The 24,286-nt window shown below is 71.9% G+C and carries 24 protein-coding genes and 1 tRNA gene; 16 read left to right on the top strand and 9 right to left on the bottom strand.

What is annotated here, in order from left to right; genetic code table 11:
* Nucleotides 1-15: 15 nt before the first annotated feature.
* Both ACZ4TO_RS22995 and ACZ4TO_RS23000 read right to left on the bottom strand, forming a co-directional pair.
* Complete coding sequence (locus ACZ4TO_RS22995; RefSeq protein WP_468025087.1) at nt 16-648, bottom strand: GNAT family N-acetyltransferase; 633 nt, start codon at nt 646-648, stop codon at nt 16-18.
* Nucleotides 638-2,698, bottom strand: coding sequence for a penicillin acylase family protein (locus tag ACZ4TO_RS23000; protein WP_468025088.1), 2,061 nt, complete (start codon nt 2,696-2,698; stop codon nt 638-640). Before ACZ4TO_RS23000 ends, ACZ4TO_RS22995 begins: the two co-directional genes overlap by 11 nt.
* 141 nt (nt 2,699-2,839) lie before the next feature.
* Between ACZ4TO_RS23000 and ACZ4TO_RS23005 the strand changes: the two genes are divergently transcribed.
* Nucleotides 2,840-3,424, top strand: a complete 585-nt coding sequence (locus ACZ4TO_RS23005; protein WP_382782934.1) for an HhH-GPD-type base excision DNA repair protein — start codon at nt 2,840-2,842, stop codon at nt 3,422-3,424.
* A gap of 83 nt (nt 3,425-3,507) precedes the next feature.
* Here the strand turns inward: ACZ4TO_RS23005 and ACZ4TO_RS23010 are convergent, their stop codons facing one another.
* Nucleotides 3,508-5,181, bottom strand: coding sequence for a helicase HerA-like domain-containing protein (locus ACZ4TO_RS23010; protein WP_468025089.1), 1,674 nt, complete (start codon nt 5,179-5,181; stop codon nt 3,508-3,510).
* A 105-nt stretch (nt 5,182-5,286) separates the two neighbouring features.
* Here ACZ4TO_RS23010 and ACZ4TO_RS23015 point away from each other — a divergent pair, with 105 nt between their 5' ends.
* On the top strand, nt 5,287-5,583 hold the full coding sequence (locus ACZ4TO_RS23015) for a type II toxin-antitoxin system VapB family antitoxin (RefSeq protein WP_003999914.1): 297 nt from the start codon (nt 5,287-5,289) through the stop codon (nt 5,581-5,583).
* A 90-nt stretch (nt 5,584-5,673) separates the two neighbouring features.
* Nucleotides 5,674-6,336: a LytR C-terminal domain-containing protein gene (locus ACZ4TO_RS23020; RefSeq protein WP_468025090.1), complete on the top strand. Its 663-nt coding sequence runs from the start codon at nt 5,674-5,676 to the stop codon at nt 6,334-6,336.
* A gap of 148 nt (nt 6,337-6,484) precedes the next feature.
* Here ACZ4TO_RS23020 and upp read toward each other — a convergent pair whose 3' ends face one another.
* Nucleotides 6,485-7,120, bottom strand: coding sequence for a uracil phosphoribosyltransferase (upp, locus tag ACZ4TO_RS23025; RefSeq protein WP_382782941.1), 636 nt, complete (start codon nt 7,118-7,120; stop codon nt 6,485-6,487).
* Between the two features lie 138 nt (nt 7,121-7,258).
* Here upp and ACZ4TO_RS23030 point away from each other — a divergent pair, with 138 nt between their 5' ends.
* From ACZ4TO_RS23030 to ACZ4TO_RS23070, 9 genes are all read left to right on the top strand, one after another.
* A complete protein-coding gene (locus ACZ4TO_RS23030) occupies nt 7,259-7,441 on the top strand; it encodes a hypothetical protein (protein ID WP_361682768.1) in 183 nt (60 codons plus the stop codon).
* Nucleotides 7,442-7,929: 488 nt separating this feature from the next.
* Nucleotides 7,930-8,469 (top strand): tRNA adenosine deaminase-associated protein, encoded by a 540-nt coding sequence (locus ACZ4TO_RS23035; protein ID WP_382784222.1) that lies wholly within the window; start codon nt 7,930-7,932, stop codon nt 8,467-8,469.
* Nucleotides 8,470-8,644: 175 nt separating this feature from the next.
* The gene (gene tadA, locus ACZ4TO_RS23040; protein ID WP_468025091.1) at nt 8,645-9,139 is read left to right on the top strand and encodes a tRNA adenosine(34) deaminase TadA; all 495 of its coding nucleotides are present in this window, start codon (nt 8,645-8,647) and stop codon (nt 9,137-9,139) included.
* A gap of 56 nt (nt 9,140-9,195) precedes the next feature.
* A tRNA-Ser gene (locus tag ACZ4TO_RS23045) sits at nt 9,196-9,280 on the top strand.
* Between the two features lie 436 nt (nt 9,281-9,716).
* Nucleotides 9,717-9,896, top strand: a complete 180-nt coding sequence (locus ACZ4TO_RS23050) for a hypothetical protein (protein WP_382782948.1) — start codon at nt 9,717-9,719, stop codon at nt 9,894-9,896.
* A 124-nt stretch (nt 9,897-10,020) separates the two neighbouring features.
* Nucleotides 10,021-10,314, top strand: coding sequence for a Dabb family protein (locus tag ACZ4TO_RS23055; protein WP_382782952.1), 294 nt, complete (start codon nt 10,021-10,023; stop codon nt 10,312-10,314).
* A gap of 210 nt (nt 10,315-10,524) precedes the next feature.
* Nucleotides 10,525-11,481, top strand: a complete 957-nt coding sequence (locus ACZ4TO_RS23060) for an RNA polymerase sigma factor SigF (RefSeq protein ID WP_382784224.1) — start codon at nt 10,525-10,527, stop codon at nt 11,479-11,481.
* A 244-nt stretch (nt 11,482-11,725) separates the two neighbouring features.
* Entirely contained in the window at nt 11,726-12,622 is an 897-nt protein-coding gene (locus tag ACZ4TO_RS23065; protein ID WP_382782954.1) for an RNA polymerase sigma factor SigF, read from the top strand.
* Between the two features lie 104 nt (nt 12,623-12,726).
* On the top strand, nt 12,727-13,557 hold the full coding sequence (locus ACZ4TO_RS23070; protein ID WP_468025092.1) for a hypothetical protein: 831 nt from the start codon (nt 12,727-12,729) through the stop codon (nt 13,555-13,557).
* Between the two features lie 78 nt (nt 13,558-13,635).
* Here ACZ4TO_RS23070 and ACZ4TO_RS23075 read toward each other — a convergent pair whose 3' ends face one another.
* Nucleotides 13,636-13,833 (bottom strand): hypothetical protein, encoded by a 198-nt coding sequence (locus ACZ4TO_RS23075; protein WP_037615166.1) that lies wholly within the window; start codon nt 13,831-13,833, stop codon nt 13,636-13,638.
* A gap of 295 nt (nt 13,834-14,128) precedes the next feature.
* Here ACZ4TO_RS23075 and ACZ4TO_RS23080 point away from each other — a divergent pair, with 295 nt between their 5' ends.
* From ACZ4TO_RS23080 to ACZ4TO_RS23090, 3 genes are all read left to right on the top strand, one after another.
* On the top strand, nt 14,129-14,635 hold the full coding sequence (locus ACZ4TO_RS23080) for a MarR family winged helix-turn-helix transcriptional regulator (RefSeq protein WP_382782960.1): 507 nt from the start codon (nt 14,129-14,131) through the stop codon (nt 14,633-14,635).
* Nucleotides 14,636-14,717: 82 nt separating this feature from the next.
* Entirely contained in the window at nt 14,718-17,183 is a 2,466-nt protein-coding gene (locus ACZ4TO_RS23085; protein ID WP_468025305.1) for an MFS transporter, read from the top strand.
* 94 nt (nt 17,184-17,277) lie between these two features.
* Nucleotides 17,278-18,099, top strand: a complete 822-nt coding sequence (locus ACZ4TO_RS23090; RefSeq protein WP_468025093.1) for a YceI family protein — start codon at nt 17,278-17,280, stop codon at nt 18,097-18,099.
* A 7-nt stretch (nt 18,100-18,106) separates the two neighbouring features.
* Here ACZ4TO_RS23090 and ACZ4TO_RS23095 read toward each other — a convergent pair whose 3' ends face one another.
* A complete protein-coding gene (locus ACZ4TO_RS23095; protein WP_382784227.1) occupies nt 18,107-18,835 on the bottom strand; it encodes an ANTAR domain-containing protein in 729 nt (242 codons plus the stop codon).
* Between the two features lie 154 nt (nt 18,836-18,989).
* Here ACZ4TO_RS23095 and ACZ4TO_RS23100 point away from each other — a divergent pair, with 154 nt between their 5' ends.
* Nucleotides 18,990-19,460 (top strand): PPOX class F420-dependent oxidoreductase, encoded by a 471-nt coding sequence (locus ACZ4TO_RS23100; protein WP_382782969.1) that lies wholly within the window; start codon nt 18,990-18,992, stop codon nt 19,458-19,460.
* Between the two features lie 280 nt (nt 19,461-19,740).
* Here the strand turns inward: ACZ4TO_RS23100 and ACZ4TO_RS23105 are convergent, their stop codons facing one another.
* The 3 genes from ACZ4TO_RS23105 to ACZ4TO_RS23115 all read right to left on the bottom strand — a co-directional run bounded on the left by ACZ4TO_RS23105 (nt 19,741) and on the right by ACZ4TO_RS23115 (nt 24,275).
* Nucleotides 19,741-20,298, bottom strand: a complete 558-nt coding sequence (locus ACZ4TO_RS23105; RefSeq protein ID WP_468025094.1) for a TetR/AcrR family transcriptional regulator — start codon at nt 20,296-20,298, stop codon at nt 19,741-19,743.
* 216 nt (nt 20,299-20,514) lie between these two features.
* Nucleotides 20,515-22,794 carry an ArnT family glycosyltransferase gene (locus ACZ4TO_RS23110; RefSeq protein WP_468025095.1) on the bottom strand — a complete coding sequence of 760 codons (2,280 nt, stop codon included), beginning with the start codon at nt 22,792-22,794 and terminating at the stop codon, nt 20,515-20,517.
* Complete coding sequence (locus ACZ4TO_RS23115; RefSeq protein WP_468025096.1) at nt 22,791-24,275, bottom strand: bifunctional glycosyltransferase family 2/GtrA family protein; 1,485 nt, start codon at nt 24,273-24,275, stop codon at nt 22,791-22,793. Before ACZ4TO_RS23115 ends, ACZ4TO_RS23110 begins: the two co-directional genes overlap by 4 nt.
* Nucleotides 24,276-24,286 lie beyond the last annotated feature (11 nt).

The following is a 24,286-nucleotide window of genomic DNA, read 5'->3' on the forward strand; positions in this document are numbered from 1 at the left end:
CGGGCCGCGTCCGGCTCACCTCGGGGCCGTCGGGCCCTTCTCGAAGGCCTCGCGGGTGAGGAAGGCGAGCCGGGCGCGCTTCTCGGGCAGACGGACCTCGGGCAGGTCGATCGCGGGCAGCACGATGTCCCCGGCGGGGACGAACCCCTGCCGGGTCAGCCGGGCGATGGCCTTGGCGTTGCGGGCGTCGGGTTCGACGACCGCGCGCCGCCGGCCGAGTCCGGTCAGCGCGTACGCCAGGAACGCGGACAGCAGCGTGGACGACCAGCCCGGCAGTGCGCCGGCCCCGGGAGCCGGGGGCCCGATGAGCAGGTGGACGCCGATGTCGCCTGCCCGGACCTCGTAGCACTCGGAGACGCGGTCGGCCTCGGGCTCGTAGGTCTGGAAGAGCGCGGCCGGGACGCCGTCCTTGAGCGTGAGGAAGGCGTGGTGGGTGTCGAGCGAGTCGAGGTGCAGATAGGTCTCCAGCACCTGCTCCTTCGTGAACCCGGTCATCCCCCAGTAGGCGGCGCGCTCCTCGGCGACCCAGCCGTGCAGCACGTCCAGGTCGGCGTGCGGGTCGACGGGCAGCACGCGGACCGTGCCGAACCCGTCGATCCGCTGCTCGTGAACGGCCTCGCGGGTGGCGGCGTACGTGTCAGTCGTCATCGCTCTCCTTGGTCAGCGTGTTCCAGTCGGTGGTCACCGGGACGAGATCTCCCCCGAGCCACAAGGGGAGTTGGTCGCGGTGGTGGGCCGCGCCGGGAACGCCGTCGGCCCCGAAGGGGACCACCCAGAGGCTGGCGTCGCGGTCGGCGAGGTCCCACACGTAACGGGCCGCGGGTCCGCGGGCGCTCAGGTCGGTCAGTCCGGGGAGCGACGAGGTGGACAGGACGCAGTCGTTGTCGCCGGACAGCGCCGGTTCGTCGTACGGGGTGCCGGGCAGGGCCCGCCAGGGGGCGAGGCGGTGCGTGTCGCCCCAGGTGCGGGAGACGGGCGCGGCGGCCGCCTCCTCGACGGCCGCCCGGAGCACGGCGTCGCGGTCGATGCCGTACGCCTCCCCTCGCGTCAGCAGGTTCTCCAGGGCGAAGGCGACGCGCGGGGTGAGCGCGAGCCAGGGCAGGAAGACGGCCGGACGGGCGGGCGGTTCGGCCAGGACGGCGAGCGCCGGGTGCGCCACGAGCCGGCGTACGACCGCGTCGCGCACCTGGGCGAACAGCGCGGCCGTGCCGCTGTCGGCGTCCATGTGCCGGTTCCAGCGCAGGAGCCGGTCCCGGAGGCCGGCCGCGGCGCCGGAGAGTTCGAGGGCGGCCAGCGGGTCCAGCAGGGCCGCCGCGGAGCCGAGCCGGGTGTCCATGTGGATGGCCGGCATGTCGGCGGCCGACAACGTGCGCCCCGTGTCGAGCAGTCGACGGATGCGTTCGGCGCGGTGCGGGGGCGCGAACTCGACTCCGAGCGGGGTCGCGGGGCCGCGCTGGTTCGCCATCACGGCGAGGCCGTCCTCGACCGGGCCGCGGGGCATCTCGTGCCAGCCGGTCCAGTCGTGGCCGGCCTCCCACGCGGGCACCACCCGGAGGCGGTTGGCCGTGGCGCGCACCGGGACGCGGCCCGCGACGCGGTGCAGCAGCCCGCCCTCGGTGTCGGCGGCCTGCACGACGTTCACCGGCTCCGCCCAGGCGTCGAAGGCCCGGTCCACGTCGGCGACGCGGCGGGCCCGCAGCAGCGGCAGGAGCGCGCCGAAGCCGAGGTGCGCGGTGACGCGGGGCGGGTAGCGCAGGCTGATGGACTCCTCGGCGCCGGTGCCCCCGATCACCACGGGTCCGCGTGCCGTCTCGATCACCTCGACCTCGACGCTCTCGCCGCCGGCCACCTCCACCCGCTCGGTGTGCCGTGCCGCGGCCCGCCACACCCCGTCCGGGTCGAGGGCCTCGACGGCCCCGGTGCCGGTCTCGCGCAGCCGCTCACGGTAGAGGTCCTGGTAGTCGGCCATCGCGTTGGTGATCGCCCAGGCGACGGTTCCGGTGTGGGCGAAGTGGGCGATGCCCGGCACGCCGGGGACGGCGATGCCGACGACGTCGAACTCCGGGCAGGACAGGCGGATCTGCTGGTAGACGCCGGGGTCCTCGATGAAGCGGTGCGGGTCGCCGGCGATCAACGCCTGCCCGGTGGCGGTGCGTTCGCCGCTCACCAGCCATCCGTTGCTCCCGGCCGTGCCCGGCCCGTCCATGGCGAACAGGCCGACCGCGTCCGTGCCTAGCCGGCGGGCGACCTCCTCGCGCCACAGCTTGGCGGGAAACCCGGCGAAGAGGATGTGGGTACCGAGCCAGACCCCCAGCGGGCTCCAGGGCTCCCAGCGGCCCGGTTCGAGCCCGCTCGCGGCGAACTCGGGTGCCCGCGCGGCTCCTTCGGCCAGCCCGGCGTTGACGCCGTCGACGTACGCGACGACCCACGCGGCGGTCTCGGGGTCGCTCCGCTCCAGGGAGGCGAAGCAGCGTCGCGCGGTGTCGTCGAGCCGGGCCTGCCGGGCGAACCGGTCCCAGCCGACGGACTCCGCGCCGAGGAAGGCGGCCGAGGTGCCCTGGGAGCGGTGCCGCTCGACCTCGAGCTGCCAGGCGCGGTCCCGGGCGGTGACCCGGCCCTGGGCGTGGGCGAGTTCCAGGGCGCCGGCGGCGCGCAGGTGCGGGATGCCCCAGGGGTCACGGTAGATCTCGGCGGTCACGGTCCATCCCCAGTCATGTCAGGTTAGGCTAACCTAATTTAATCGGGAGGATCGTACGCCGGAGGTGAGGACCCGGTGAAGCCGGGCGGCCCGCCCCGCCGCGACCGCGCGGCCCGCCCCCGTACGCGGGATCATCGGTTCATGGACGTCACGCTTCACCTCGCCCAGCAGCCCGAGGCCGACGAACTGCTCGGCCGCAGCCCCCTCGCGGCGCTGGTCGGCATGCTGCTGGACCAGCAGGTGCCGATGGAGTGGGCCTTCGCGGGCCCGTACACGATCGCCCGGCGCATGGGGGCGGACGATCTCGACGCGCACGAGATCGCCTCGTACGACCCGGAGAAGTTCGCCGAGCTGCTGTCGGCCAAGCCCGCCGTGCACCGCTATCCCGGCTCGATGGGCAAGCGCATCCACCAGCTCTGCCAGTACCTCGTCGAGCACTACGACGGAGACGCCGCGGCCGTCTGGAAGGACGCCGGAAGCGGCGCCGAGCTGTTGCGCAGGCTCAAGGAACTCCCCGGTTTCGGACCGCAGAAGGCCCAGATCTTCGTGGCCCTCCTCGGCAAGCAGCTCGGGGTCGCCCCCGAGGGCTGGCGCGAGGCGGCGGGACCCTACGGCGAGTCCGGATCCTTCCGCTCCGTCGCCGACATCACCGGCCCGGAGTCCCTCGCCAAGGTCCGGGCGCACAAGCAGGAGATGAAGGCGGCGGCGAAGGCCGCCCGCGGCTGACCCCGGCCCCGGTCCCGCCCCCCGGGACCGGCGCCCTTCCCGCCGCCCGCGCCACGGGAAGCGGTGTCGACGCCGCAGCGGTGTCAGCGCCGCCTGCGCGCCGTCCCGAAGACCGAACGGGTGATCTCCCGCCCGATCTGGGTGCCCACCGACCGCGCCAGGGACTTGAACAGACCGCTGCCCACGACCTGCTCGACCATGGAGGGCTCCTCCTTCGGCTCCTCGGGCCGGCTCCGGCCACCGGAACGCCCGTCATCGGTGCCGGCCCCGGATGCGGACGGGGTGCCGGACCGCGTGCCGGTCCCGCCGCGCTGCCGCGAGGAGGACGCGGGTTCCGCTTCGGCGGCCTCCGCCGCCGACAGCTTCTCGTACGCCGACTCCCGGTCCACCGCCTGCCCGTACCGCCCGTACGACGGCGACTCCCGCACCGCCCGGTCGAGCGCGTCCGCCTCCACCGGACCCATCAGCGACCTCGGCGCGCGCAGCCGGGTCGCCGCGACCGGCGTCGGGGCACCCTTCTCGCTCAGCACCGTGACCACGGCCTCGCCGGTGCCGAGGCCCGTCAGGACCTCTTCGAGGTCGTACGGGGAGTCGGGGAACGTCTTCACGGTGGCCTTCAGCGCCTTCTGGTCGTCCGGCGTGAAGGCCCGCAGCGCGTGCTGGACGCGGTTGCCGAGCTGGGCGAGAACGTCCGCGGGCACGTCCTTCGGCGTCTGCGTCACGAAGAACACGCCGACCCCTTTCGAGCGAATGAGCCGGACCGTCTGCGTGATCGAGTCCAGGAACGCCTTCGACGCGTCGCTGAAGAGCAGATGGGCCTCGTCGAAGAAGAAGACGAGCTTCGGCCGGTCCGCGTCGCCGACCTCCGGCAGGTCGTGGAAGAGATCGGCGAGCATCCACATCAGGAACGTCGAGAAGAGCTGCGGTCTGTCCTGCACGGCGGGCAGTTCGAGGACCGACACCACGCCCCGGCCGTCCGGCGCCAGGCGCGTCAGCTCGCTCGTGTCGAACTCCGGCTCCCCGAAGAAGGGGCTCATGCCCTGCGCCTCGAAGGCCGTCAGCGAGCGCAGGATGACACCCGCCGTGGCGGTGGACAGCCCGCCGATCCCCTTCAGCTCCCGCTTGCCCTCGTCCGAGGTCAGAAAGGCGACGACCGCGCGCAGGTCCTTGAGGTCGACCAGCTCCAGGCCCTTCTGGTCGGCGTAGTGGAAGATCAGGCCGAGCGACTGCTCCTGGGTCCGGTTGAGCTGGAGCACCTTGGACAGCAGCACCGGCCCGAAGCTGGTGACCGTGGCGCGTACGGGAATGCCGTGGCCCAGGCCGCCGAGCGCGTAGAACTCCGCCGGACAGCCGGCCGGTGTCCACTCCTGGCCGACCTCCCCGGCCCGCTCCTGCACCCTCGCCCCCGGTTCGCCCGGAACCGAGATCCCGGAGACGTCCCCCTTGATGTCGGCGAGGAAGACGGGGACGCCCTGCGCGGAGAGCTGCTCGGCGATGAGCTGGAGCGTCTTGGTCTTGCCGGTGCCGGTGGCGCCCGCCACCAGGCCGTGCCGGTTGAGCATCGGCAGCGGGACGCGGATCTGCGCGTCGGACAGGCACGCCCCGTCCCAGAGCAGGGCGCCGAGGTCGAGAGCGGGGCCCGCGAAGGCGTAGCCGGCCGCGATCTCCAGGGCCTCCCGCGGGAGCGCGGGGGCGCCGGCGACCCGCTCGGGAGCGGTCCCGGCGGCAGCCGACCGGACGGTCTCGCCGTCACTCATATCAGACCCCTGTTCCCGTTTTGAAAGGATTTACGACATCTTTTCCAGCGTCGCACTCCGCCGCCATGGCTGCGCCCGGAAGGTCTTGACCGGTAGGCTTTCCGTGTGATCTTCAAGCGCATCGGAAACGGCCGGCCGTACCCCGACCACGGCCGGGAAAGCACCCGGCAGTGGGCGGACGTCGCGCCGCGCCCGGTCCGCCTCGATCAGCTCGTGACGACGAAGGGCCAGCTCGACCTGGAGACCCTCCTCGCCGAGGACTCCACCTTCTACGGCGACCTCTTCGCCCACGTCGTCAAGTGGCAGGGCGATCTGTACCTGGAGGACGGCCTGCACCGCGCCGTCCGCGCCGCGCTGCAGCAGCGCCAGGTGCTGCACGCGCGCGTTCTTGAACTGGACTAATGGCCACGGCTTGACCCCAATGGGTTGAACTGAACGCCGGGCAATGATCATCTAGTAGGCATTGGCGCCCCGGCGCACTACGCTGCGCCCATGAGCATGCTTACTCCCCCTGGCATGGGTGGCCAGTATCGGATCACGGGGGACAAGTACCCGCGGATGCGCCGCCCCCGCGGGCGTCGCAAGTTCGTGTTCCTGAGCCTCAGCTCCGTCACCGTTCTCGGTCTGATCGGGTGGGGGTCCCTGCAGCTCATCGACATCTACACGGGCGGCAGCAAGGCCACGGCGGCCGGCACCAAGGCGGACTGCGCCTCGAAGGTCACGCCGGAGGCGAAGGCGTCCGCCGCCGCCGCTGCGGCCGTGGCGTCCACGCTGCCGAAGCCCGGCCAGATCACCGTGAACGTCTTCAACGCGACGCCCCGCAGCGGGCTCGCGAAGCAGACGGCGGACGAGCTGAAGAAACGCGGCTTCAAGATCGGCGACGTGGGCAACGCGACGGCCGCGTACGACAAGAAGGTCGCGGGCGCCGGGATACTGCTCGGCGCCAAGGCCGCCGGCCAGGCCGCGCTGCCCGTCCTCAACACCCAGCTCTCCGGCGCCGAGCTGAAGACCGACGGCCGCGCCCAGGCCACCACGGTCGACCTGATCATCGGCACCGCGTTCAAGGAGCTGACGAAGAAGGCGGACGCCGACAAGGCGCTGACCGTCCTCACGCGGCCCCAGCCGGCGCCCGCCGACGCGAAGAAGCACTGCTGACCCCGGGACCGTTCCCGAGGAAGCACCGACGACTCCGCAGCCGCGCTCGCGTGCGAGCCGCCGGCTCCGGAGTCGTGTCCGTACCCGTGCGCTCCGCGGGGTGCCGCGGAGTACCGGTGCGCTCCGCGGGTGCCGCGGAGCCGGGGCGTTACTCGGCGGCCCCGTACATGCGGTCACCCGCGTCGCCGAGGCCCGGCACGATGTAGCCGTGCTCGTTCAGGCGCTCGTCGACCGAGGCCGTGACCACGGTGACCGGGGTGCCGGCGAGCTCGCGCTCCATCAGCTCGACACCCTCGGGGGCGGCGAGCAGGACCACGGCGGTGACGTCGTCGGCGCCGCGCTTGATCAGCTCCTGGATCGCGGCGACGAGCGTGCCGCCGGTGGCCAGCATCGGGTCCAGGACGTACACCTGACGGCCGGAGAGGTCGTCCGGCATCCGGGTGGCGTACGTGGAGGCCTCGAGCGTCTCCTCGTCGCGCACCATGCCCAGGAAGCCCACCTCGGCGGTCGGCAGCAGCCGGACCATGCCGTCCAGCATGCCGAGGCCCGCGCGCAGGATCGGCACGACGAGCGGGCGCGGGTAGGAGAGCTTGACGCCCGTGGTCGGGGAGACCGGCGTCACGATGTCGACCTGCTCCGTGCGCACGTCGCGCGTGGCCTCGTAGGCGAGGAGGGTGACCAGTTCGTCGGCCAGCCGCCGGAAGGTCGCGGAGTCGGTGCGCTGGTCGCGCAGGGTGGTGAGCTTATGGGCGACCAGGGGGTGGTCGACGACGTGAAGACGCATGTCCACAACAGTAGCGGGGCCCACGGCACCCGCCACCGACCCGCCCGGCAAGGGCCGCCGCCCGGCATCACCCGTCCGCTGGCATCAAACCATCCATCGGAGGGAAGGTGGGAGGGACGGACCTGGGGTGGTGTGCCAATGCGGGACCAGCAAGAGGAGTCGTCCGAACGGCTGGAGAGCGACGCCGAACGCAGGAGGCGGCGGGCCCAGTTCCTGCGCGACCTGGCCGAGGCGCGCGAGCTGCGCGACCGCGTCCAGCCCCGCCGGGCCAAGACGGCCCGCCTGCGCCACGCGATGCGCATGCGCACGTTCCGCTGGTAGCCACAGCCGTACGCACCACCGCGCGCGCCCGCGCACGGCGCCGGGCTCCGGTCCGGCACGCCGCCTCCGCGGCCGACACGCCCACGGAGGGGGTCGGCGCGCAAGAACCGGACCCGCTCCCGCGACCCGGCCGCGCCGGCACCCGGGGCACACCCGCCCTGACAAGGGAACGCGCCCGCCCGGCGGTCGGCGCGCGGGCGGACGCGCCCGGCCGCCCGGCCGCCCGGGAACCGCGCCGCGCCCGCCTCACGAGGGGCCGTGTGGAGGACGTGTCGGGCGAGGAGGTCTCCACGCGGCGCGGGCAGCCGCGTACGATCCGCTGTTAGCGATCAAAAGAGGCGGACACAGCAGGCCGAAGACGTCCCCTGAACGCTGTCTTTCTGCCACGATTCCGAGTGGGCGGGGCTCGGAGCAGCAGCACTCCCCGCCCACAGCCTCCGCCGGGGGGAACCCCAACCGGCACACCTATGACCAGTGGGAGAGTCACGGTGTACTTCGCCGCACTGCTCGCGCGCACCGAAGACGGGTGGGAAGCGAGCGATACAGAGCTCGACGATGTGGAAACCCTGTCGGATCTGACCGATCTGGCCCGTGAGGTCTCGGACGAGGACACGGTGCTCGTGCTCATCGAGCAGGAGGACGCGTGGTTCGGCGTCGTCCGCGTGGACGGCGAGGAGGATCCTCGTATCTACGTCTCGGACGCCGCCGCTGCCGCCCGCAGTTCGTACGGCGAGATCCTGCTCACGGACGAACTACTAGGACGGGATCCGGGCGACGACGACGCCGACCTGGACTCCCTCGATCTGGACGGCACCGAGGACGGTGAACCAGGGGACTCCGAGGACGACGACGAGGACCAGGGGAGCGTGTCCGGCGACGCCGTCTCGCACAGCCCCGTCGGGGACCGCTACATCCTCGCGGACCTCGGAGTGAGCGAGAAGGAACTGCTGGCCCTGGACGAAGGCGACGCGCTCGGCACGATCGCCGAGGCCCTGGGCGCGGCAGAGGTTCTGGAGACCGTCCGCTAGGACGTCCGGAACAGGTCAGGGCCTCCGGAAACGGCGGGCCCGGCCCCTCTCCCGCACCCCTGCCCCCATACCGGCGAACCGGCCCGATCCAGCGGGCCGGATCTTCGCCTGCCGTCCGCCGCCCACCGGCTCCGGCCTTCCGCCGTGCCCGGCGGGATTCCGCTAGGTTCCCCGGATGAGCACCCCGCGCCAGGTACCCCCGCCACCCGATCCCGTACGCGACCGGTGGCGGGACCCGATGCGGCTCGCGCTGGACGAGGCACGGCTGGCCGTCCGGGGCGGGGACGTTCCCGTCGGTGCCGTCGTGCTGTCCCCGGACGGGACCACCGTGCTGGCGGCCGGGCACAACGAACGCGAGGCCACCGGCGACCCGACGGCGCACGCCGAGATCCTCGCGCTGCGCCGGGCCGCCGCCGCGCTCGGTGAGTGGCGGCTGACCGGGTGCACGCTCGTCGTCACCCTGGAGCCCTGCACGATGTGCGCCGGCGCGCTCGTCCAGTCCCGTGTCGACCGGTTGGTCTACGGCGCCCGCGACGAGAAGGCGGGCGCGACAGGATCCGTCTGGGACGTCGTCCGCGACCGGCGGCTCAACCACCGGCCCGAGGTGATCGAGGGCGTGCTCGCCGACGCCTGCGCCGCACTGCTGACCGACTTCTTCCGCGACCGCTGACCGGGCCGCCGGAACGGATTTCAGACCACGGGCCACCTTGGGGTAGGGTCTCCCTCGGTAGCGTGTCCGAGCGGCCGAAGGAGCTCGCCTCGAAAGCGAGTGTGGCGCAAGTCACCGAGGGTTCAAATCCCTCCGCTACCGCTTCTGAAGGGCCCCGTCGAAAGACGGGGCCCTTCGTGCGTTCCCGGGCTCCGCGGGGGCCGCGACGCGAAGGAGCCCCGGCGCCGCTCGGTCGCCGGGGCTTCCGTACCCGAAAGGGCTCTCCGCTCCCACAGAGGAGGGGGAAGGGGCGCAATTCGGGGGCGCCCGCTTCCCCCACGCAGGGACCCGCAAGTCCACGCCGCCGTCTCGGGGGAAAGTCGGGCGGCGAGAACCCCGCAGTGGGGTCCCTCCGGGCCCCGGGGACTCCTGACGGTTCCCGCCGGGGCTCCCTTCCATGCTGGACCGTGAGCGCGCCGCTCAGGCCCCGCAAAGGACCTCTACCAGCGGGCCGTTGGTCCTTAAAGGGGGCGTGAAGGTTACACTCACCGCCGGCAGCAGGGGGCCGACGGGCGCAGGAGTCACAGGGGAGGCCGCCATGGCGGTGAATTCGAAGAAGATCGCCATCTACGTGCTCGTGGTCTTCGTGCTCTACGTGATCATCACGGATCCGGCCAAGGCCGCCGACTACGTCCAGATAGCGTTCGAGGGCATATCGAGCGCCGCCGGGGCGATAGGCGACTTCATGACCTGGGTCGCCGACGGAGCGAAGAACTGACGCAGGGCACCGACGCCGGCGCGGCAGGGCCGCGCATCCGGCGCCGAGCGGGCCCGACGGAGCGAGGCGCGCCCCCGCGAGGGCGTGACCGAGCGAAGAACCACCTCATCACCAGGGAGTACCCGTGATCCGCCATCTGGTCCTCTTCAAGCTCAACGACGGCGTGCGGCGCGACGAGCCCCGCGTCGCCGAGGGCGTCGCCGCCTTCCGCGCGCTCGGCGGGCAGATCCCCGAGCTGCGGGTCTGGGAGTGCGAGTGGAACATCAGCGACCGGCCCATCGCGTACGACTTCGCCATCAACGCCGCCGTCGAGGACGCCGACGCCCTCAAGCGTTACCTGGAGCACCCGGCCCACACCGCCGGTGTCGCGCTCTGGCGTGAGTTCGCCACCTGGGTGATCGCCGATTACCCGTTCTGACCGTTTTTGATCGCACACTCTTACCGAGCCCTTGACCGCAACCGGTCAGGGGTTTTCGGCGTCTTGAACCCCAACTCACCTCCTGTTCACCCTCAACACGGCGTTATGCGGTGCTTGCACACAGTGCACATGTCTTGTGATGCTATGACCGCTTTTGACGGATGAGTTGACGGATACGTCGACGGATCGTTGACGAACGAAGAGGTGGCGTTGACCGTGTCGGCCAGTACTGCGCCGCCCCAGGAGGAAGCCCCGGCCCAGGACCGGGCGACGGCTCTGGCCTCCGCCCCGCCGCCACCCCCGGCGCGGCCCCTGACGCAGACCACGGCACCGAACGCCGCTCCGGGCACCCAGGGCCCCGCGACCGCCCCCGAAACGGCCCAGGAGGTCCCTCAGGAGCGGCGCCGGGGCGCCGACACCCGGGCCCTCACCCAGGTGCTCTTCGGCGAACTCAAGGTGCTGGAGCCCGGCACCCCGGAGCACCTGCGGGTCCGCAGCGCGCTGATCGAGGCGAACCTGCCGCTCGTGCGGTACGCGGCGGCCCGCTTCCGCTCCCGCAACGAGCCGATGGAGGACGTGGTCCAGGTCGGCACGATCGGCCTGATCAACGCCATCGACCGCTTCGACCCGGACCGGGGCGTGCAGTTCCCGACCTTCGCGATGCCGACGGTCGTGGGCGAGATCAAGCGGTACTTCCGCGACAACGTTCGCACCGTCCACGTACCGCGCCGGCTGCACGAGCTGTGGGTGCAGGTGAACAGCGCCACCGAGGACCTGACGACCGCCTTCGGACGCTCGCCCACCACCGCGGAGATCGCCGAACGGCTGCGCATCACCGAGGAGGAGGTCCTCTCCTGCATCGAGGCCGGACGGTCGTACCACGCGACCTCCCTCGAAGCGGCCCAGGAGGGCGACGGACTGCCGGGACTGCTCGACCGGCTCGGATACGAGGACCCCGCACTCGACGGGGTCGAACACCGCGACCTCGTACGGCATCTGCTCGTACAGCTGCCCGAACGCGAGCAGCGGATCCTGCTCCTGCGCTACTACAGCAATCTGACCCAGTCACAGATCAGCGCGGAACTGGGTGTTTCCCAGATGCATGTGTCAAGGCTCCTCGCCCGCAGCTTCGCGCGTCTTCGATCCGCAAACAGGATCGAGGCGTAACCGAGAAGAGCTAATCGCTCAAGGTCACTTTTTATGTCGGTTCAGCGCTGATTACCTGTCAGACCCCCTTTTTCCAGGGCCGATCCACCCTCTACATGTCGACAAGTCTCTACAGCGTGTTGCCGACATGTGACATTCTTCCGGGAGCGCGTTTGCCGCGGCCTCGCCTCCGGTATTCAGGTGGAGGCTGCGTTCCTCCGACGGGAGCGACTGCCGCGACCGTCCGCGACCCAAAGGGGGTGGCATGTCCGCAGATCAGGGCAGCTCGAAGGTGCTCACGCTCACGAAGAGCGACGCAGTGCCCGAGGCGCACGCCGCGCTTCACGACGTCCCTGCCGCCGAGGCCCCGGAAGCCGCTCTGGTCCCCGAGTCCTCGGGCGCCATCGACACCCGGACCCTGTCCCGCTCCCTGTTCCTGCGCCTCGCGGCACTCGCCGAGAACAGCCCTGAGCGCGGCTACGTCCGGGACACCCTCATCGAGCTCAACCTCCCGCTCGTGCGGTACGCGGCGGCCCGCTTCCGCTCCCGCAACGAGCCGATGGAGGACATCGTCCAGGTCGGCACCATCGGCCTGATCAAGGCGATCGACCGCTTCGACTGCGAACGCGGCGTCGAGTTCCCGACCTTCGCGATGCCGACGGTCGTCGGCGAGATCAAGCGGTTCTTCCGCGACACGTCCTGGTCGGTCCGCGTCCCGCGCCGCCTCCAGGAGCTGCGCCTGGCCCTCACCAAGGCCAGCGACGAGCTGTCGCAGCGGCTCGACCGCTCGCCGACGGTCGCCGAACTCGCCACGGCTCTCGGGGTGTCCGAGGAGGACGTGGTCGACGGTCTCGCCGTCGGCAACGCGTACACGGCCTCGTCGCTGGACTCGCCCGCTCCCGAGGACGACGGCGGCGAGGGCTCCCTCGCGGACCGCCTCGGCTACGAGGACACCGCGCTGGAGGGCGTGGAGTACCGCGAGTCGCTCAAGCCGCTGCTCGCCAAGCTGCCGCCGCGCGAGCGCCGCATCATCATGCTCCGCTTCTTCGCGAACATGACCCAGTCGCAGATCGGCGAGGAGGTCGGCATCTCCCAGATGCACGTCTCCCGGCTGCTCACCCGCACGCTGGCGCAGCTCCGCGAAGGACTCATCTCCGACTGACCGTCCCACGCGGGGTTCATATTTGACGGGTCGTCAGCCACACTGGCGCGATGCGTCACGAGCCGATGCGTCATGGATCGCCGAGCGGTCGCCGAGGTGCCCTGGTGGGCACGTCGGCGGCCGCGCTGTGTCTGGGCGGACTGCTGGCCGCGTGCGGGAGCGGCGGGGACGGCGGATATGCCGCCGTCGGGGCCGCGGACGGCTCCCCCCGGGCGTCGGGGGCGGTGGTGGCACCGTCGGGAGAGGTGTCCCTGGCACCTCTGGACGGCGCCAACCCCACCGGAGGCAAAGGGAGTTCCGGAGCCGGCGAGAGGTCCTCGGCCGCCGGTCCGGGCGGCGGTACGCCGACGGGCGGCACGGGTGACGCGGACGGCTCGCACGGTTCGTCGCCCGGTTCGGGCGGCTCGACCGGTTCCGCCGCCGGCGGGGGCGACTCGGGGACCGCGTCCGGCAGCGCGGGAGGCACGGGAACCGGGACGGGCGCCGGGTCCTCGGCGTCGTCCGGCTCACCCTCGGGCGGTGACTCCGGCGGCGACTCCGGTGGCACGAGCGGGAGTTCGGGAGGTTCTTCGGGAAGTTCGGGAGGTTCGTCGACCCCGTCCTCGCCCGGGCCGACGGCGAGTGGCCGGCCCGCCGCGCTCGCCGTGAGCGAGCCCTCGCGCACGGCCACCGGTCAGCGCTGGTGCGAGAAGGTGACCCTCTCCTTCAGCAACACCGGTGGTACGGCGGTCCGTTCGGGCACGGTGACCTTCGGGACGCACATCATCGGGGCGCTCGGGATCGACTGGGCGACCGTCCGGTCGACCGAACCCCTTCCGGCGCCGATCGCCGCCGGCGGGAGGAAGAGCGGGACCTGGACGGTGTGCGTCGACTCCTGGCGGGTGCCGCTGGGCATGCACGTCGAGACACAGGACGTGTCCGTCGCGTGGAAGTAGGGGCGCGCCCCTACCGGGTCACGCCCCCGCGCTCCCGCCCGATCAGGCGGTTGCGCCCGATCTCGCGGTCCCGCTCGATCACATGAAGGCGAGCCAGGCCACCGCGGCGACGACCGCGACGGCGAGGACGACGCCGACGATCAGACCCACGCGGGGACCCGCGGGAGCGGCCGCCTGCTGCTGCCGGCCCTGGGGGGCCTCGTCGACGAACGCACGGAACATCTGAGTGCTGCCCGCGGGGTCGTAGTTGCCCTCGGGGCCCTGGGTGTTTGCCATAGGCCGGACCCTAGCGAATGCGCGCGGGCTGCCCAAGTGCCGGGTTGCTCATCACGCCGATCGTGACCCGACCGCACAGCACCCGCGACCAGCACGCACACCGCCTCCGCGTCGCCTCCTCACCTCGACGGCCGTCCCCTCCGTATCTCCCGCCCCGTCCACCCCTCCCGCCTGCACGTTTCCGTTCGCCAACACTTGCCTTTGCCAACTTTTTATCCCTGCAGCCCCGAACTCGTTTGCCTGCGGCAACCAACTTCTTTATGGTTGCCCTAAGCAACGAATAAAGGGAGGTGCGATGGCCGAGCAGGCGCAGTACGAGGAACTGGCTCGTCAGCTCAGCGCCATCGGTGCCGTGAAGAGGGGAATGGGCCGGATCCTGCCGCCCGAGTGCCCCGCGGGATCCGCCGCCGTGCTCACCCTGCTCGGCCGGTACGGCGAGATGCGGATGAGCAAGCTCGCGGAGCTGCTGTCCGTGGACATGTCGGTCACCAGCCGCCATGTGGCGCACGTCGCCGACCGGGGCTGGATCGAACGGTCCCCCGACCCGGCGGACAAACGCTCGCGCATCCTGCGCCTCACCGCGGCCGGGCACGCCCAGCTCGACGAGCTGTCCCTGCGCACGTCACGCCTGCTCTCCGACCGGCTCAGCCACTGGTCCGACGCCGAGGTCGGGCTGCTCATCGAGCTGATGGGCCGGCTGCGCGAGAGCTTCGGCGACTGCCGCTCTCCGCAGCGGACGCCCGCGCACCCTCCCCCGTACGCGACAGACGTATCAGAACCGACCACCCGTACACCCGCGTAAGAAAAGGAAGCCCATGGCAACGACCACACCAGCCGGTGTGCGGGGCTCTCACGCCAAGCACGGAGGCGCCGACGGCGCTCCGATGACGCACCGGCAGATCATGGAGGCGCTCTCCGGGCTGCTGCTCGGCATGTTCGTCGCGATCCTGTCGTCGACGATCGTCTCCAACGCGCTCCCCGAGATCATCGGCGACCTGGGCGGCGGCCAGTCCGCGTACACCTGGGTCGTCACCGCCGCGCTGCTCTCCATGACCGCGGCCACGCCCCTGTGGGGCAAGCTGTCCGACCTGTACAGCAAGAAGGCGCTCGTCCAGATAGCGCTCATCATCTACGTGCTGGGCTCGGCCGCGGCCGGACTCTCGCAGAACGCCGGCATGCTGATCGCCTGCCGTGTCGTGCAGGGCATCGGCGTCGGCGGTCTGTCCGCCCTGGCGCAGATCGTGATGGCCGCGATGATCTCCCCGCGTGAGCGCGGGCGCTACTCCGGCTACCTGGGCGCGACGTTCGCCGTCGCAACCGTGGGCGGTCCGCTGCTCGGCGGTGTCATCACCGACACGAGCTGGCTCGGCTGGCGCTGGTGCTTCTACGTCGGTGTGCCGTTCGCGGTCATCGCGCTGATCGTGCTGCAGAAGACCCTGCACCTGCCCGTCGTGAAGCGGGACGTGAAGGTCGACTGGGGCGGCGCGTTCTTCATCTCCGCCGCCGTCTCGCTGCTGCTGCTCTGGGTCACCTTCGCGGGTGACAAGTACGACTGGATCTCGTGGCAGACGTACGCCATGGTCGGCGGCGCGATCGTCCTCGGACTGCTGTTCGTGCTGGTCGAGTCCCGGGCGAGCGAGCCGATCATCCCGCTGCGGCTGTTCCGCAACCGCACGATCACCCTCTCCTCCCTCGCGTCGCTGTTCGTCGGTGTCGCGATGTTCACCGGCACCGTCTTCTTCAGCCAGTACTTCCAGCTCGCCCGGGACAAGTCCCCGACGATGTCGGGTGTCATGACGATCCCGATGATCGGCGGCCTGTTCATCTCGTCCACGGTCTCCGGCCAGGTCATCACCAAGACCGGCCGGTGGAAGTACTGGCTCGTCTCCGGCGGCTTCCTGGTGACGGCGGGCCTCGGCCTGCTCGGCACCATCCGCTACGACACGGCCTACTGGCACATCGCGATCTTCATGGCGCTGCTCGGCCTCGGCATCGGCATGATGATGCAGAACCTGGTGCTCTCCACGCAGAACCAGGTGGCGCCCTCGGACCTGGGCGCGGCGAGCTCCACGGTGACGTTCTTCCGGTCCCTCGGCGGTGCGATCGGCGTCTCCGCGCTCGGCGCGGTCATGGCCACCCGGATCACCGACTACGTGAAGGACGGGCTGACCGATCTCGGCCCCAAGTACGCGGCCCTCGGGTCCGGTTCGGACTCCAGCTCCACCATCCCGGACATGGACAAGCTGCCCGCTCCGCTGCGCAACGTGATGGAGAGCGCCTACGGCCACGGCATCGCGGACGTCTTCCTGATCGCCTCCGGCATGGCGCTGATCGCCTTCCTCATCGTGCTGTTCATCAAGGAGGTCCCGCTGCGGACGTCCGGCGCGATGGCCCAGGCCGCCGCGGAGAAGTCCGGCGAGCCGGTCACCGAGGCACCCGTCGCCGAGGCGGTCGAGGCCGCGGCCACCGCCGCCCTCGCCCCGGCCGTCGGCACCACCGAGACCGTCTCCGAGACGGCGCCCGAGGGGGCCCAGCGGCTCGCCGCCGTCGCCACCGCCACGCGGGAGGGCGACCCCCGGCCCGCGTCCGGCGGCATCCGGGTGCACGGCCAGGTCCGCGGCGCCGAGAGCGCGCCCGTCCCGCAGGCCGCGGTCACGCTGATCTCGCCGGCGGGACGCCAGCTCGGCCGCTCGGTCGCGCAGGCCGACGGCTCCTACGCCCTCGACGCGCCCGGTGTGGGCTCGTACGTCCTGATCGCCTCCGCCGACGGCTTCCAGCCGCAGGCCTCGACGATCGTCGTGCACGACGAGCCGCTCGCGTACGACATCCTGCTGAGCGGCACGAGCGGGCTGAGCGGTGTCGTCCGGGCCTCCGACGGCGCCTCCCCGGTCAAGGACGCGATGGTCGTCGTGACCGACGTGCGCGGGGACGTGCTGGCCACCGGAACCACCGGTGAGCAGGGCGAGTTCGCCTTCGCCGAGCTGGTGCCCGGCGTCGTGACGGTCGCGGTGAACGCCGCGGGCCACCGGCCGCGGGCGCTGCCCGTCGAGGTCGGCGGCACCGGGGTCACCCGGGTCGAGGTCGACCTCGACGCGGGCGCCCAGGTCCAGGGTGTCGTACGGGCCCCGCACGGCCCCCTGTCGGACGCCCGCGTGACGCTGGTGGACGCGGCCGGGAACGTCGTCGGCACGGCCAGGACCGGCGGCGACGGGGCGTACGCCTTCACCGATCTGGACGGCGGCGAGTACACCGTCATCGCGGCGGGCTACCCGCCGGTGGCGACCGCGCTGACCGTCGGCGGCCGTGGAGCGGACGACCACGACATCGAGCTCGCCCACCCCGGCGAGTAGTCCGAGCCCCGGCCCGTGGGGATGCGCGCACTCTGAGCGGAGGTGCGCCCCCCACGGGCCGGTTTTCATTGGTACACCGCAAGGAGTTACTGCCATGGGCTTGACCGCGAAGATCCGCACACGGGACGGATGGGCCGTGTCGCACGCGGTCGTCACGGTGACCGACTCGACCGGGGCGCAGGTGCTGCGGGCCGAGGCGGACACCGACGGGTCCGTACGCGACACCACGAGCCTCGCGCCGGGCGCCTACACCGTGATCGTGACCGCGCTCGGGTACGCGCCCGCCGCGTCCGGGGCCATCGTCACGGCGGCCGGCCGGGCCGAGGTCGGCCAGGTGACACTGGCCCGCCGGGGCGGCACCGAGCTGCCCCCGCCGGGACCGTGGACCATCGACCCGGCGCACTCCTCCGTGGGCGCGGTGGCCCAGCACCTGGGCATCTCCAGCGTGCACGGCCGCTTCACGGACTTCGCGGGCCGCGTCGAGATCGCCCCCGGCGACGTGACCGCCTCCCGGGTCGAGGCGACGATCACGGCCGCCTCCATCGACACCGGCAACGGCATGCGCGACGGGCACCTGAGGTCGGCGGACTTCCTCGACGCCGAGAAGTACCCGCTGATCACCTACCGTTCGACGGGCCTCACACCGGCCGGCTCCGACCGCTGGACCGTGCACGGCGAGCTCACCCTGCACGGTGTCGTACGTCCCGTCGACCTCGACCTCGCCTACCTCGGCACCGGCGCCGACCCCTGGGGCGGCACCCGCGCCGCGTTCCGGGCGACCGCCGAGCTCCACCGCGAGGACTTCGCCCTGCACTACAACCAGATCGTCCAGGCGGGCATCTCCGCCATCGGAACGACCCTGAAGGTGGAGCTCGACATCCAGGCCGTGCAGGGCGAGTCGCTGCCGGCGGTCTGACCCCGCCTCACTCGCCCTCGCTGGCGTCGACGATCCGTCGGGCCAGGTCACGGAGCTTGACGTTCTCCCGCTGGGAGGTGCGCACGAGGCTGTCGAAGGCCTCGGACGCGTCGATGTCGAGCCGCTCCATGAGGATGCCCGTGGCCTGCCCGATGAGATCCCGGGTGCGCATCGCCTCGGTGAGCTGCTCGCGCAGGGTCGCCGAGTCCAGCGCGATGCCGACGTGCGCGGTGAACAGCCGCCCTATCCGGGTGGCCGACTCGTCGAAGGCGCGCGGCGCCCGCGCGTAGGCGGTCAGGACGGTCAGCCGGCGCCGGTCGGCACGCAGCCGCAGCGACAGCACCGACCGCAGGCCGAGATCCGAGAGCGCGCGGTCCCCGTCTCCGTCCGGGGCGGCGCTGTCCTCGATGCGGGCCACCGGAGCCGTCCACAGCCGGTTCCAGTACGGGGGATGCTCACGGCCCGCGTTCATGGCGTCGGCGGAGCGGACGACCTCGTCCGTCCAGGCCAGCGTCTGCCGGTGGGCCTTGGGCTCGATGACGGAGATGCCGGCGTACTCGACGCCGGGCAGGATGCGCACGGCCAGCCGGACGGCGGTGCGCAGGGTGGCGTGGGCGCTCGATGTCTCGTGCAACTGCTGGGCCGCGGCCGTGAGGCCCTCGGCCAGCTCGAAATCCGTATCAGAACGGGACAATTCAGAAAACTCAGACGCAGCCACCACGAACCTCTTCGGCATGCAGGGCCAAACGGCCATGCGCAGGAGAGCTCCGCAGCACATTCCCGACTGCGAGCACAGGACGAAGAGCACTTTAGCCGCTTCGCCGAGGTCGGGTGCCGCCCACCGGCCCGGCCCGCGGGCGATCGCCGGGCCCGCGCCCTACGCTGATCGCATGGCACCCAACATCGCGACGAACACCTCTGTCTCCCTCGACGAGTTGCTGGACTTCGTACGCCCCCGCCACCGGGCGATCCTGCTCACCCGCCGTGCCGGCGGCGGCCCGCAGGGCTCTCCGCTGACCTGTGGCGTCGACGACGCCGGACGCATCGTCGTCTCGACGTATCCCGAGCGTGCCAAGACGCGTAACGCCAAGCGGGACGAGCGGGTCGCGCTGATCGTCCTGAGCGACGAGTGGAACGGGCCCTGGGTCCAGGTCGACGGCACCGCCGAGGTGATCGACTCTCCCGACTCCGTCGAGCCGCTGGTCGAGTACTACCGGAACATCGCCGGGGAGCATCCCGACTGGGACGAGTATCGCGCGGCGATGCGCAAGCAGGCCAAGTCGATCATCCGCATCACCCCCACCCACTGGGGCCCGGTCGCCACCGGTGGCTTCCCGCCCCACCTGGCCCCCCAGGACTGACCGGCCGGCCGGCCGGCGGGACCCCGTTTCCTCGCCCCCTCCGCCCCTACCCGTCCCATACCTGGGGCTCCGCCCCAGACCCCGCTCCTCAAACGCCGGAGGGGCTGAAACTCACGCCCGAACCCCAGCGAACGCGGACCCGCAGCCGGGATCCGGCGTGAGGGGACGTGGCGGTACATCGATGGCCGTCGCCACCGACGGTCACTCCTCACCCGACGGCGACGGGCTGATGTACCGGCGCGGCCCCGACCCACCCACCGGTCTCAGCCGGGCCGCGGTCTCAGCCGGGCCGCGCCGCCACCGCCTCGATGCCCGCGATCAGCAGCTCCAGCGCGAACTCGGAATCCCGCTCCCCCGGCTCCGCACCGGCGAAGTGCGCCCCGTACACGAACCGGAACACCGCCGACACCGCCCCCACCTGCCCGGACGCCGGGATCCCGGCGTCCGCGACCACCCGTCGCACACACGCCGCGAACGCCCCCGAACACGGCCCGGCCTCCACCTGGTTCCCCAACAGCGCCGGCACCCAGGGGTGGCGCACCAGCATCGCCCGGTACCCGGTCGCCAGTCCCCGAAGCCGATCCCGCCAGCCCGCCTCCGACCCGGTTCGCGGCAGCTCCACTTCACCGAACACGGCGTCGAGCGCGAGCACCAGCAGCTCGTCCTTGGTGTCGACGTACCAGTACACGGACATCGCGGTGACGTCCAGCTCGGCCGCCAGCCGCCGCATGGAGAACCCGGCCGGCCCCTCCGCGTCCAGCAACCGCACCGCGGCCGAGGTGACCCGCTCCCGGTCGAGCCCGGCCGGCCGCTTCGCCCTGTCCGCTGACCCCACCATGGCGCCCCTTCCTCGGAACCGACCACGGACCGGGCCGGACTCCCCGGTCACCCTCCTCGACGATGCTAAGCGCGCCCCGCCCGGACACGTCCGGCCCACCTCCGGAAACAGCCACGGGAACAGCCATCGCAGGACGACCCCGAACGGGCGGTGCCCCGGAGCGAACCCGCCCCGGAACACCGCCCGTTCACCGAAGAACCGACCTCGCGGAACCGGTCAGCCGGAACTCGTCGGCTGCGTCAGGTCGTAGAAGGTGGCCGAACCCACCGTCACCTTCTTGAAGTTGGCCGTGACCCACGAGCTGATCTGCGAAGAGGTGGAGGCGGTACCGGAGTTGCCGCCCCCGCCCATACCGCCGCCCATGCCACCGCCCGAGATGAAGTAGTGGATCCTGCCGTCGGTCACGTACTTCTTGAACTGGGCCAGGGTCGGCGACGGATCGGTGCCGTTGAAGCCGCCGATCGCCATCACCGGCTTGCCGGTGGCCAGTTGGTAGCTCGCGGAGTTCTGGGAACCGATCGCGGCCGCCGCCCAGGTGTAGTCCCCGGCGTTCTTCGACAGCAGCGCCTTGGCCTCGGAGCCGACACTCGCGCCGTTCAGCAGTCCTCCGGCACCGCCACCACCGGCCATACCGCCCTCGCCCGCGCCCGCGCCGCCGGGCATGCCGCCCTGCTGGTTCCCGCCCTGGGTCCCGCCGGGCCCCTGCTGGTTCTGGCCGGGGAGGCCGCCGGTACCGCCGGTCGGAGGCTGACCCGTGCCGCCGCCGGGCATGCCCTGCTGCCCGTTCGGCACACCGCCGTTGCCGTTCTGGTTCTGGCCGCCGGGGAAGCCACCGCGGGTGCCACCACCGCCACCGGGGAAGCCACCCCGCCCGCCCATCATGCTCGCACCGGACGGCCCGGCCGTCACGATGGATCCGGTGTGCCCGGTGTCCACCGTGGAGAGCGTGTACGCCGTCGGGCCGGCGACCGCCGCGACGAAGCCCAGTCCGGCCGCCGCGAGGGCGAGCCGCCTGCCCAGCCGGGCAACGAAGATCAGTCCGAGCGCGGCGGTCAGACCGCCGACGAGGACCAGCCACTTGAGCCACGGCAGGTAGTCGGGGGTGCGGTTGAGAAGGACGTAGCCCCAGGCCGCGGTCGCGGTGACCGAGCCGGCGAGGGTGAGCGCCGCCCACACCTTGCCCCGTTCCGCCCACAGCGCGGTCGCGCCCATGCCGACCACGGCGGCGATGTAGGGGGCCAGGGCCACCGTGTAGTACTGGTGGAAGATGCCGGCCATGTAGCTGAAGACCAGCGCGGTCATGAGCAGCGCGCCGCCCCAGGCGAGGAACGAGGCCCGGGTCGCGTCGGTCCGCTTCGCCCCGCGGGTCAGGACGAGGCCGCCCACCAGCAGGATCAGGGCCGCCGGGAGCAGCCAGGAGATCTGGCTGCCGATCTCGGAGTTGAACATCCGGTTCCAGCCGGTCTCCCCCCACATCCCGGTGCCGCCGCCCCCGCCACCGCCGCCGACGCTGCCGGTCTCGTCGCCGTTGATGCGGCCGAGCCCGTTGTAGCCGAAGGTCAGCTCCAGGAAGGAGTTGTTCTGCGAGCCGCCGATGTACGGGCGGGAGGACGCGGGCCACAGTTCGACGATCGCGACCCACCAGCCGCCGGCGACGACCATCGCGGCGGCCGAGAGGCCCAGTTGAGCGAACCGTTTGCGGACCGGCACCGGCGCGCAGACCGCGTAGAGCACGGCCAGCGGCGGCAGGATCAGGAACGCCTGGAGCGTCTTGGTGAGGAAGGCGAGGCCGACCGCGGCACCCGCCCACAGGAGCCACTTCGTACGGCCGTCCTCCAGGGCGCGGATCACGCAGTAGACCGTGACGGTCATGAGCAGCGCGAGCATCGCGTCCGGGTTGTTGAACCGGAACATCAGCGCGGCGACCGGGGTGAGCGCGAGCACGGCGCCCGCGATCAGGCCCGCCGCGGCACTGAACCGACGGCGCACGGCCGCGTACAGGACGCCGACCGTGGCGACGCCCATCAGCACCTCGGGGACGAGGATCGCCCAGGAGCTGAGGCCGAAGATCCGTACCGACAGGGCCATCGGCCACAGGGAGGCCGGGGGCTTGTCGACGGTGATGGCGTTGGCCGAGTCGAGCGAGCCGAAGAAGAAGGCCTTCCAGCTCTGGCTGCCGGCCTGCACGGCCGCGGAGTAGAAGGAGTTGGCGTACCCGGAGGCACTCAGGCCGTAGAGGTAGAGCACCGTGGTGGCGAGCAGCAGTCCGAGGAAGGCGGGGCGCGCCCAGCGGGGATCCTCGGGCCGGCCTCTCCAGACCCGCCGGAAGAAGGGCTGCCGGGGCTCACCGGACTCGGGAGCGGCCGTCGGCGTCGCCGGCCCCCAGGCGTGCCCGGAGCCGCCCGTACCGGCGCTGACACCGGCGTTCGTCTCGATGCTCGTACCGACGCCGGTACCGGCGCTGGTCCCAGCGCTCGTGTCGGGCTGTGTCGTCATCGCGCCTTCCTCGGATCGTGGTCGTGCGGGCGCACCGCCTGCAACTGCATGGTCGAATCCCGCCAGGAGTGCTCCGCGGCGTCGTCGGCGCGGAACGTGTCGGTGTCGTGGGGGGAGGAGGGTGCCGTCGGGCGCTGCGGCAGCGGGGGATGGGCGAACACGTCCTGCCGAAGACCCGGCGCGCTGTACTGCGGGGCCGGCCGGCGCGAGGCCACCACGGGGGACGGGGACGGCGTCCCGCCCTGCCGGTCGGGGAAGACCCAGGCGCGGAAGAGCAGGAAGCGCAGCACGGTCGCCGCGAGGTTGGCGGCGATGAGCACCGCCAGTTCGGTGGAGTGCCCGGGATCGCTGGTCGCGGAATTGAGCGCGGCGAGAGATCCGCTGGTCAGGGCGAGCCCGATGCCGAAGACGACCAGTCCCTGCGCCTGGTGCCGGACGGCACCGCCCCGGCCGCGCACGCCGAACGTGAGCCGCCGGTTGGCCGCCGTGTTGGCGACCGCCGACACGAGCAGCGCGAGGGCGTTGGCGATCTGCGCCCCGGAGAAGGAGCGGAAGACGCTGTAGAGCAGCAGGTAGAAGAGGGTGGACAGGCCGCCCACGACGCAGAAGCCGACGAGCTGGCGGGCCAGTCCCTTGGGGACGTCGGTCAGTTCGCGGTCGCGCGGGTCGTCCCCGAAGGGCCGGGTGAGCCGGTCGAGCGAGAGCGAGCCGGTGGCGAGGGCGCGGCCCACCCGCCACACGCCCTTCAGGTCGTCCGTCGCGGTCTTCACTATGTGGACGGTCGAGTCCGGGTCGTCGACCCAGTCGACCGGCACCTCGTGGATGCGCAGCCCGGCCCGCTCGGCCAGGACCAGCATCTCGGTGTCGAAGAACCAGCCGGTGTCCTCGATGAGCGGCAGCAGCACCTGGGCGACGTCACGGCGGATCGCCTTGAAGCCGCACTGCGCGTCGGAGAAGCGGGCCTGGAGCGAGCCGCGCAGGATCAGGTTGTAGGCGCGGCTGATGAACTCCCTCTTGGCTCCGCGCACCACACGCGAGGAGCGGGACAGCCGCGAGCCGATCGCGAGGTCCGAGTGCCCGGAGATCAGCGGGGCGACCAGCGGGAGCAGGGCGTTCAGGTCGGTGGACAGGTCCACGTCCATGTACGCGAGGACCGGCGCGTCGGACGCCGACCACACGGTCCGCAGCGCCCGGCCGCGGCCCTTCTGCTCCAGCCGGAAGGACCTGACCTCGGGGATCCGGGCCGCCAGGTGGGCCGCCACGACCGGGGTGCTGTCCGTGGACGCGTTGTCCGCCACCGTGATGCGGAACGTGTACGGGAACGTGCGCCTGAGGTGGTCGTGCAGTCTGAGGACGCATGGCTGGAGGTCCTTCTCCTCGTTGTAGACGGGGATCACGACGTCCAGGACTGGCGTTCCCGCGTCTGCGGCCGGGAGGTGCTCCCGCGCCGGCAGGTTGCCGGGAGAAGGTTCGGTTCGCATGGAACGACCTT

This window comes from Streptomyces sp. NPDC028298, assembly GCF_055565895.1.

Coding starts and splice junctions, on each gene's coding strand:
- ACZ4TO_RS23100 (WP_382782969.1), top strand. CDS start 18,990: ATGGCACCCAACATCGCGACGAACACCTCTGTCTCCCTCGACGAGTTG.
- ACZ4TO_RS23075 (WP_037615166.1), bottom strand. CDS start 13,833: ATGGCAAACACCCAGGGCCCCGAGGGCAACTACGACCCCGCGGGCAGC.
- ACZ4TO_RS23010 (WP_468025089.1), bottom strand. CDS start 5,181: ATGAGTGACGGCGAGACCGTCCGGTCGGCTGCCGCCGGGACCGCTCCC.
- ACZ4TO_RS23050 (WP_382782948.1), top strand. CDS start 9,717: ATGGCGGTGAATTCGAAGAAGATCGCCATCTACGTGCTCGTGGTCTTC.
- ACZ4TO_RS23080 (WP_382782960.1), top strand. CDS start 14,129: ATGGCCGAGCAGGCGCAGTACGAGGAACTGGCTCGTCAGCTCAGCGCC.
- ACZ4TO_RS23115 (WP_468025096.1), bottom strand. CDS start 24,275: ATGCGAACCGAACCTTCTCCCGGCAACCTGCCGGCGCGGGAGCACCTC.
- ACZ4TO_RS23030 (WP_361682768.1), top strand. CDS start 7,259: ATGCGGGACCAGCAAGAGGAGTCGTCCGAACGGCTGGAGAGCGACGCC.
- ACZ4TO_RS23005 (WP_382782934.1), top strand. CDS start 2,840: ATGGACGTCACGCTTCACCTCGCCCAGCAGCCCGAGGCCGACGAACTG.
- ACZ4TO_RS23090 (WP_468025093.1), top strand. CDS start 17,278: ATGGGCTTGACCGCGAAGATCCGCACACGGGACGGATGGGCCGTGTCG.
- ACZ4TO_RS23105 (WP_468025094.1), bottom strand. CDS start 20,298: ATGGTGGGGTCAGCGGACAGGGCGAAGCGGCCGGCCGGGCTCGACCGG.
- tadA (WP_468025091.1), top strand. CDS start 8,645: ATGAGCACCCCGCGCCAGGTACCCCCGCCACCCGATCCCGTACGCGAC.
- ACZ4TO_RS23095 (WP_382784227.1), bottom strand. CDS start 18,835: ATGCCGAAGAGGTTCGTGGTGGCTGCGTCTGAGTTTTCTGAATTGTCC.
- ACZ4TO_RS23085 (WP_468025305.1), top strand. CDS start 14,718: ATGACGCACCGGCAGATCATGGAGGCGCTCTCCGGGCTGCTGCTCGGC.
- ACZ4TO_RS23065 (WP_382782954.1), top strand. CDS start 11,726: ATGTCCGCAGATCAGGGCAGCTCGAAGGTGCTCACGCTCACGAAGAGC.
- upp (WP_382782941.1), bottom strand. CDS start 7,120: ATGCGTCTTCACGTCGTCGACCACCCCCTGGTCGCCCATAAGCTCACC.
- ACZ4TO_RS23020 (WP_468025090.1), top strand. CDS start 5,674: ATGAGCATGCTTACTCCCCCTGGCATGGGTGGCCAGTATCGGATCACG.
- ACZ4TO_RS22995 (WP_468025087.1), bottom strand. CDS start 648: ATGACGACTGACACGTACGCCGCCACCCGCGAGGCCGTTCACGAGCAG.
- ACZ4TO_RS23110 (WP_468025095.1), bottom strand. CDS start 22,794: ATGACGACACAGCCCGACACGAGCGCTGGGACCAGCGCCGGTACCGGC.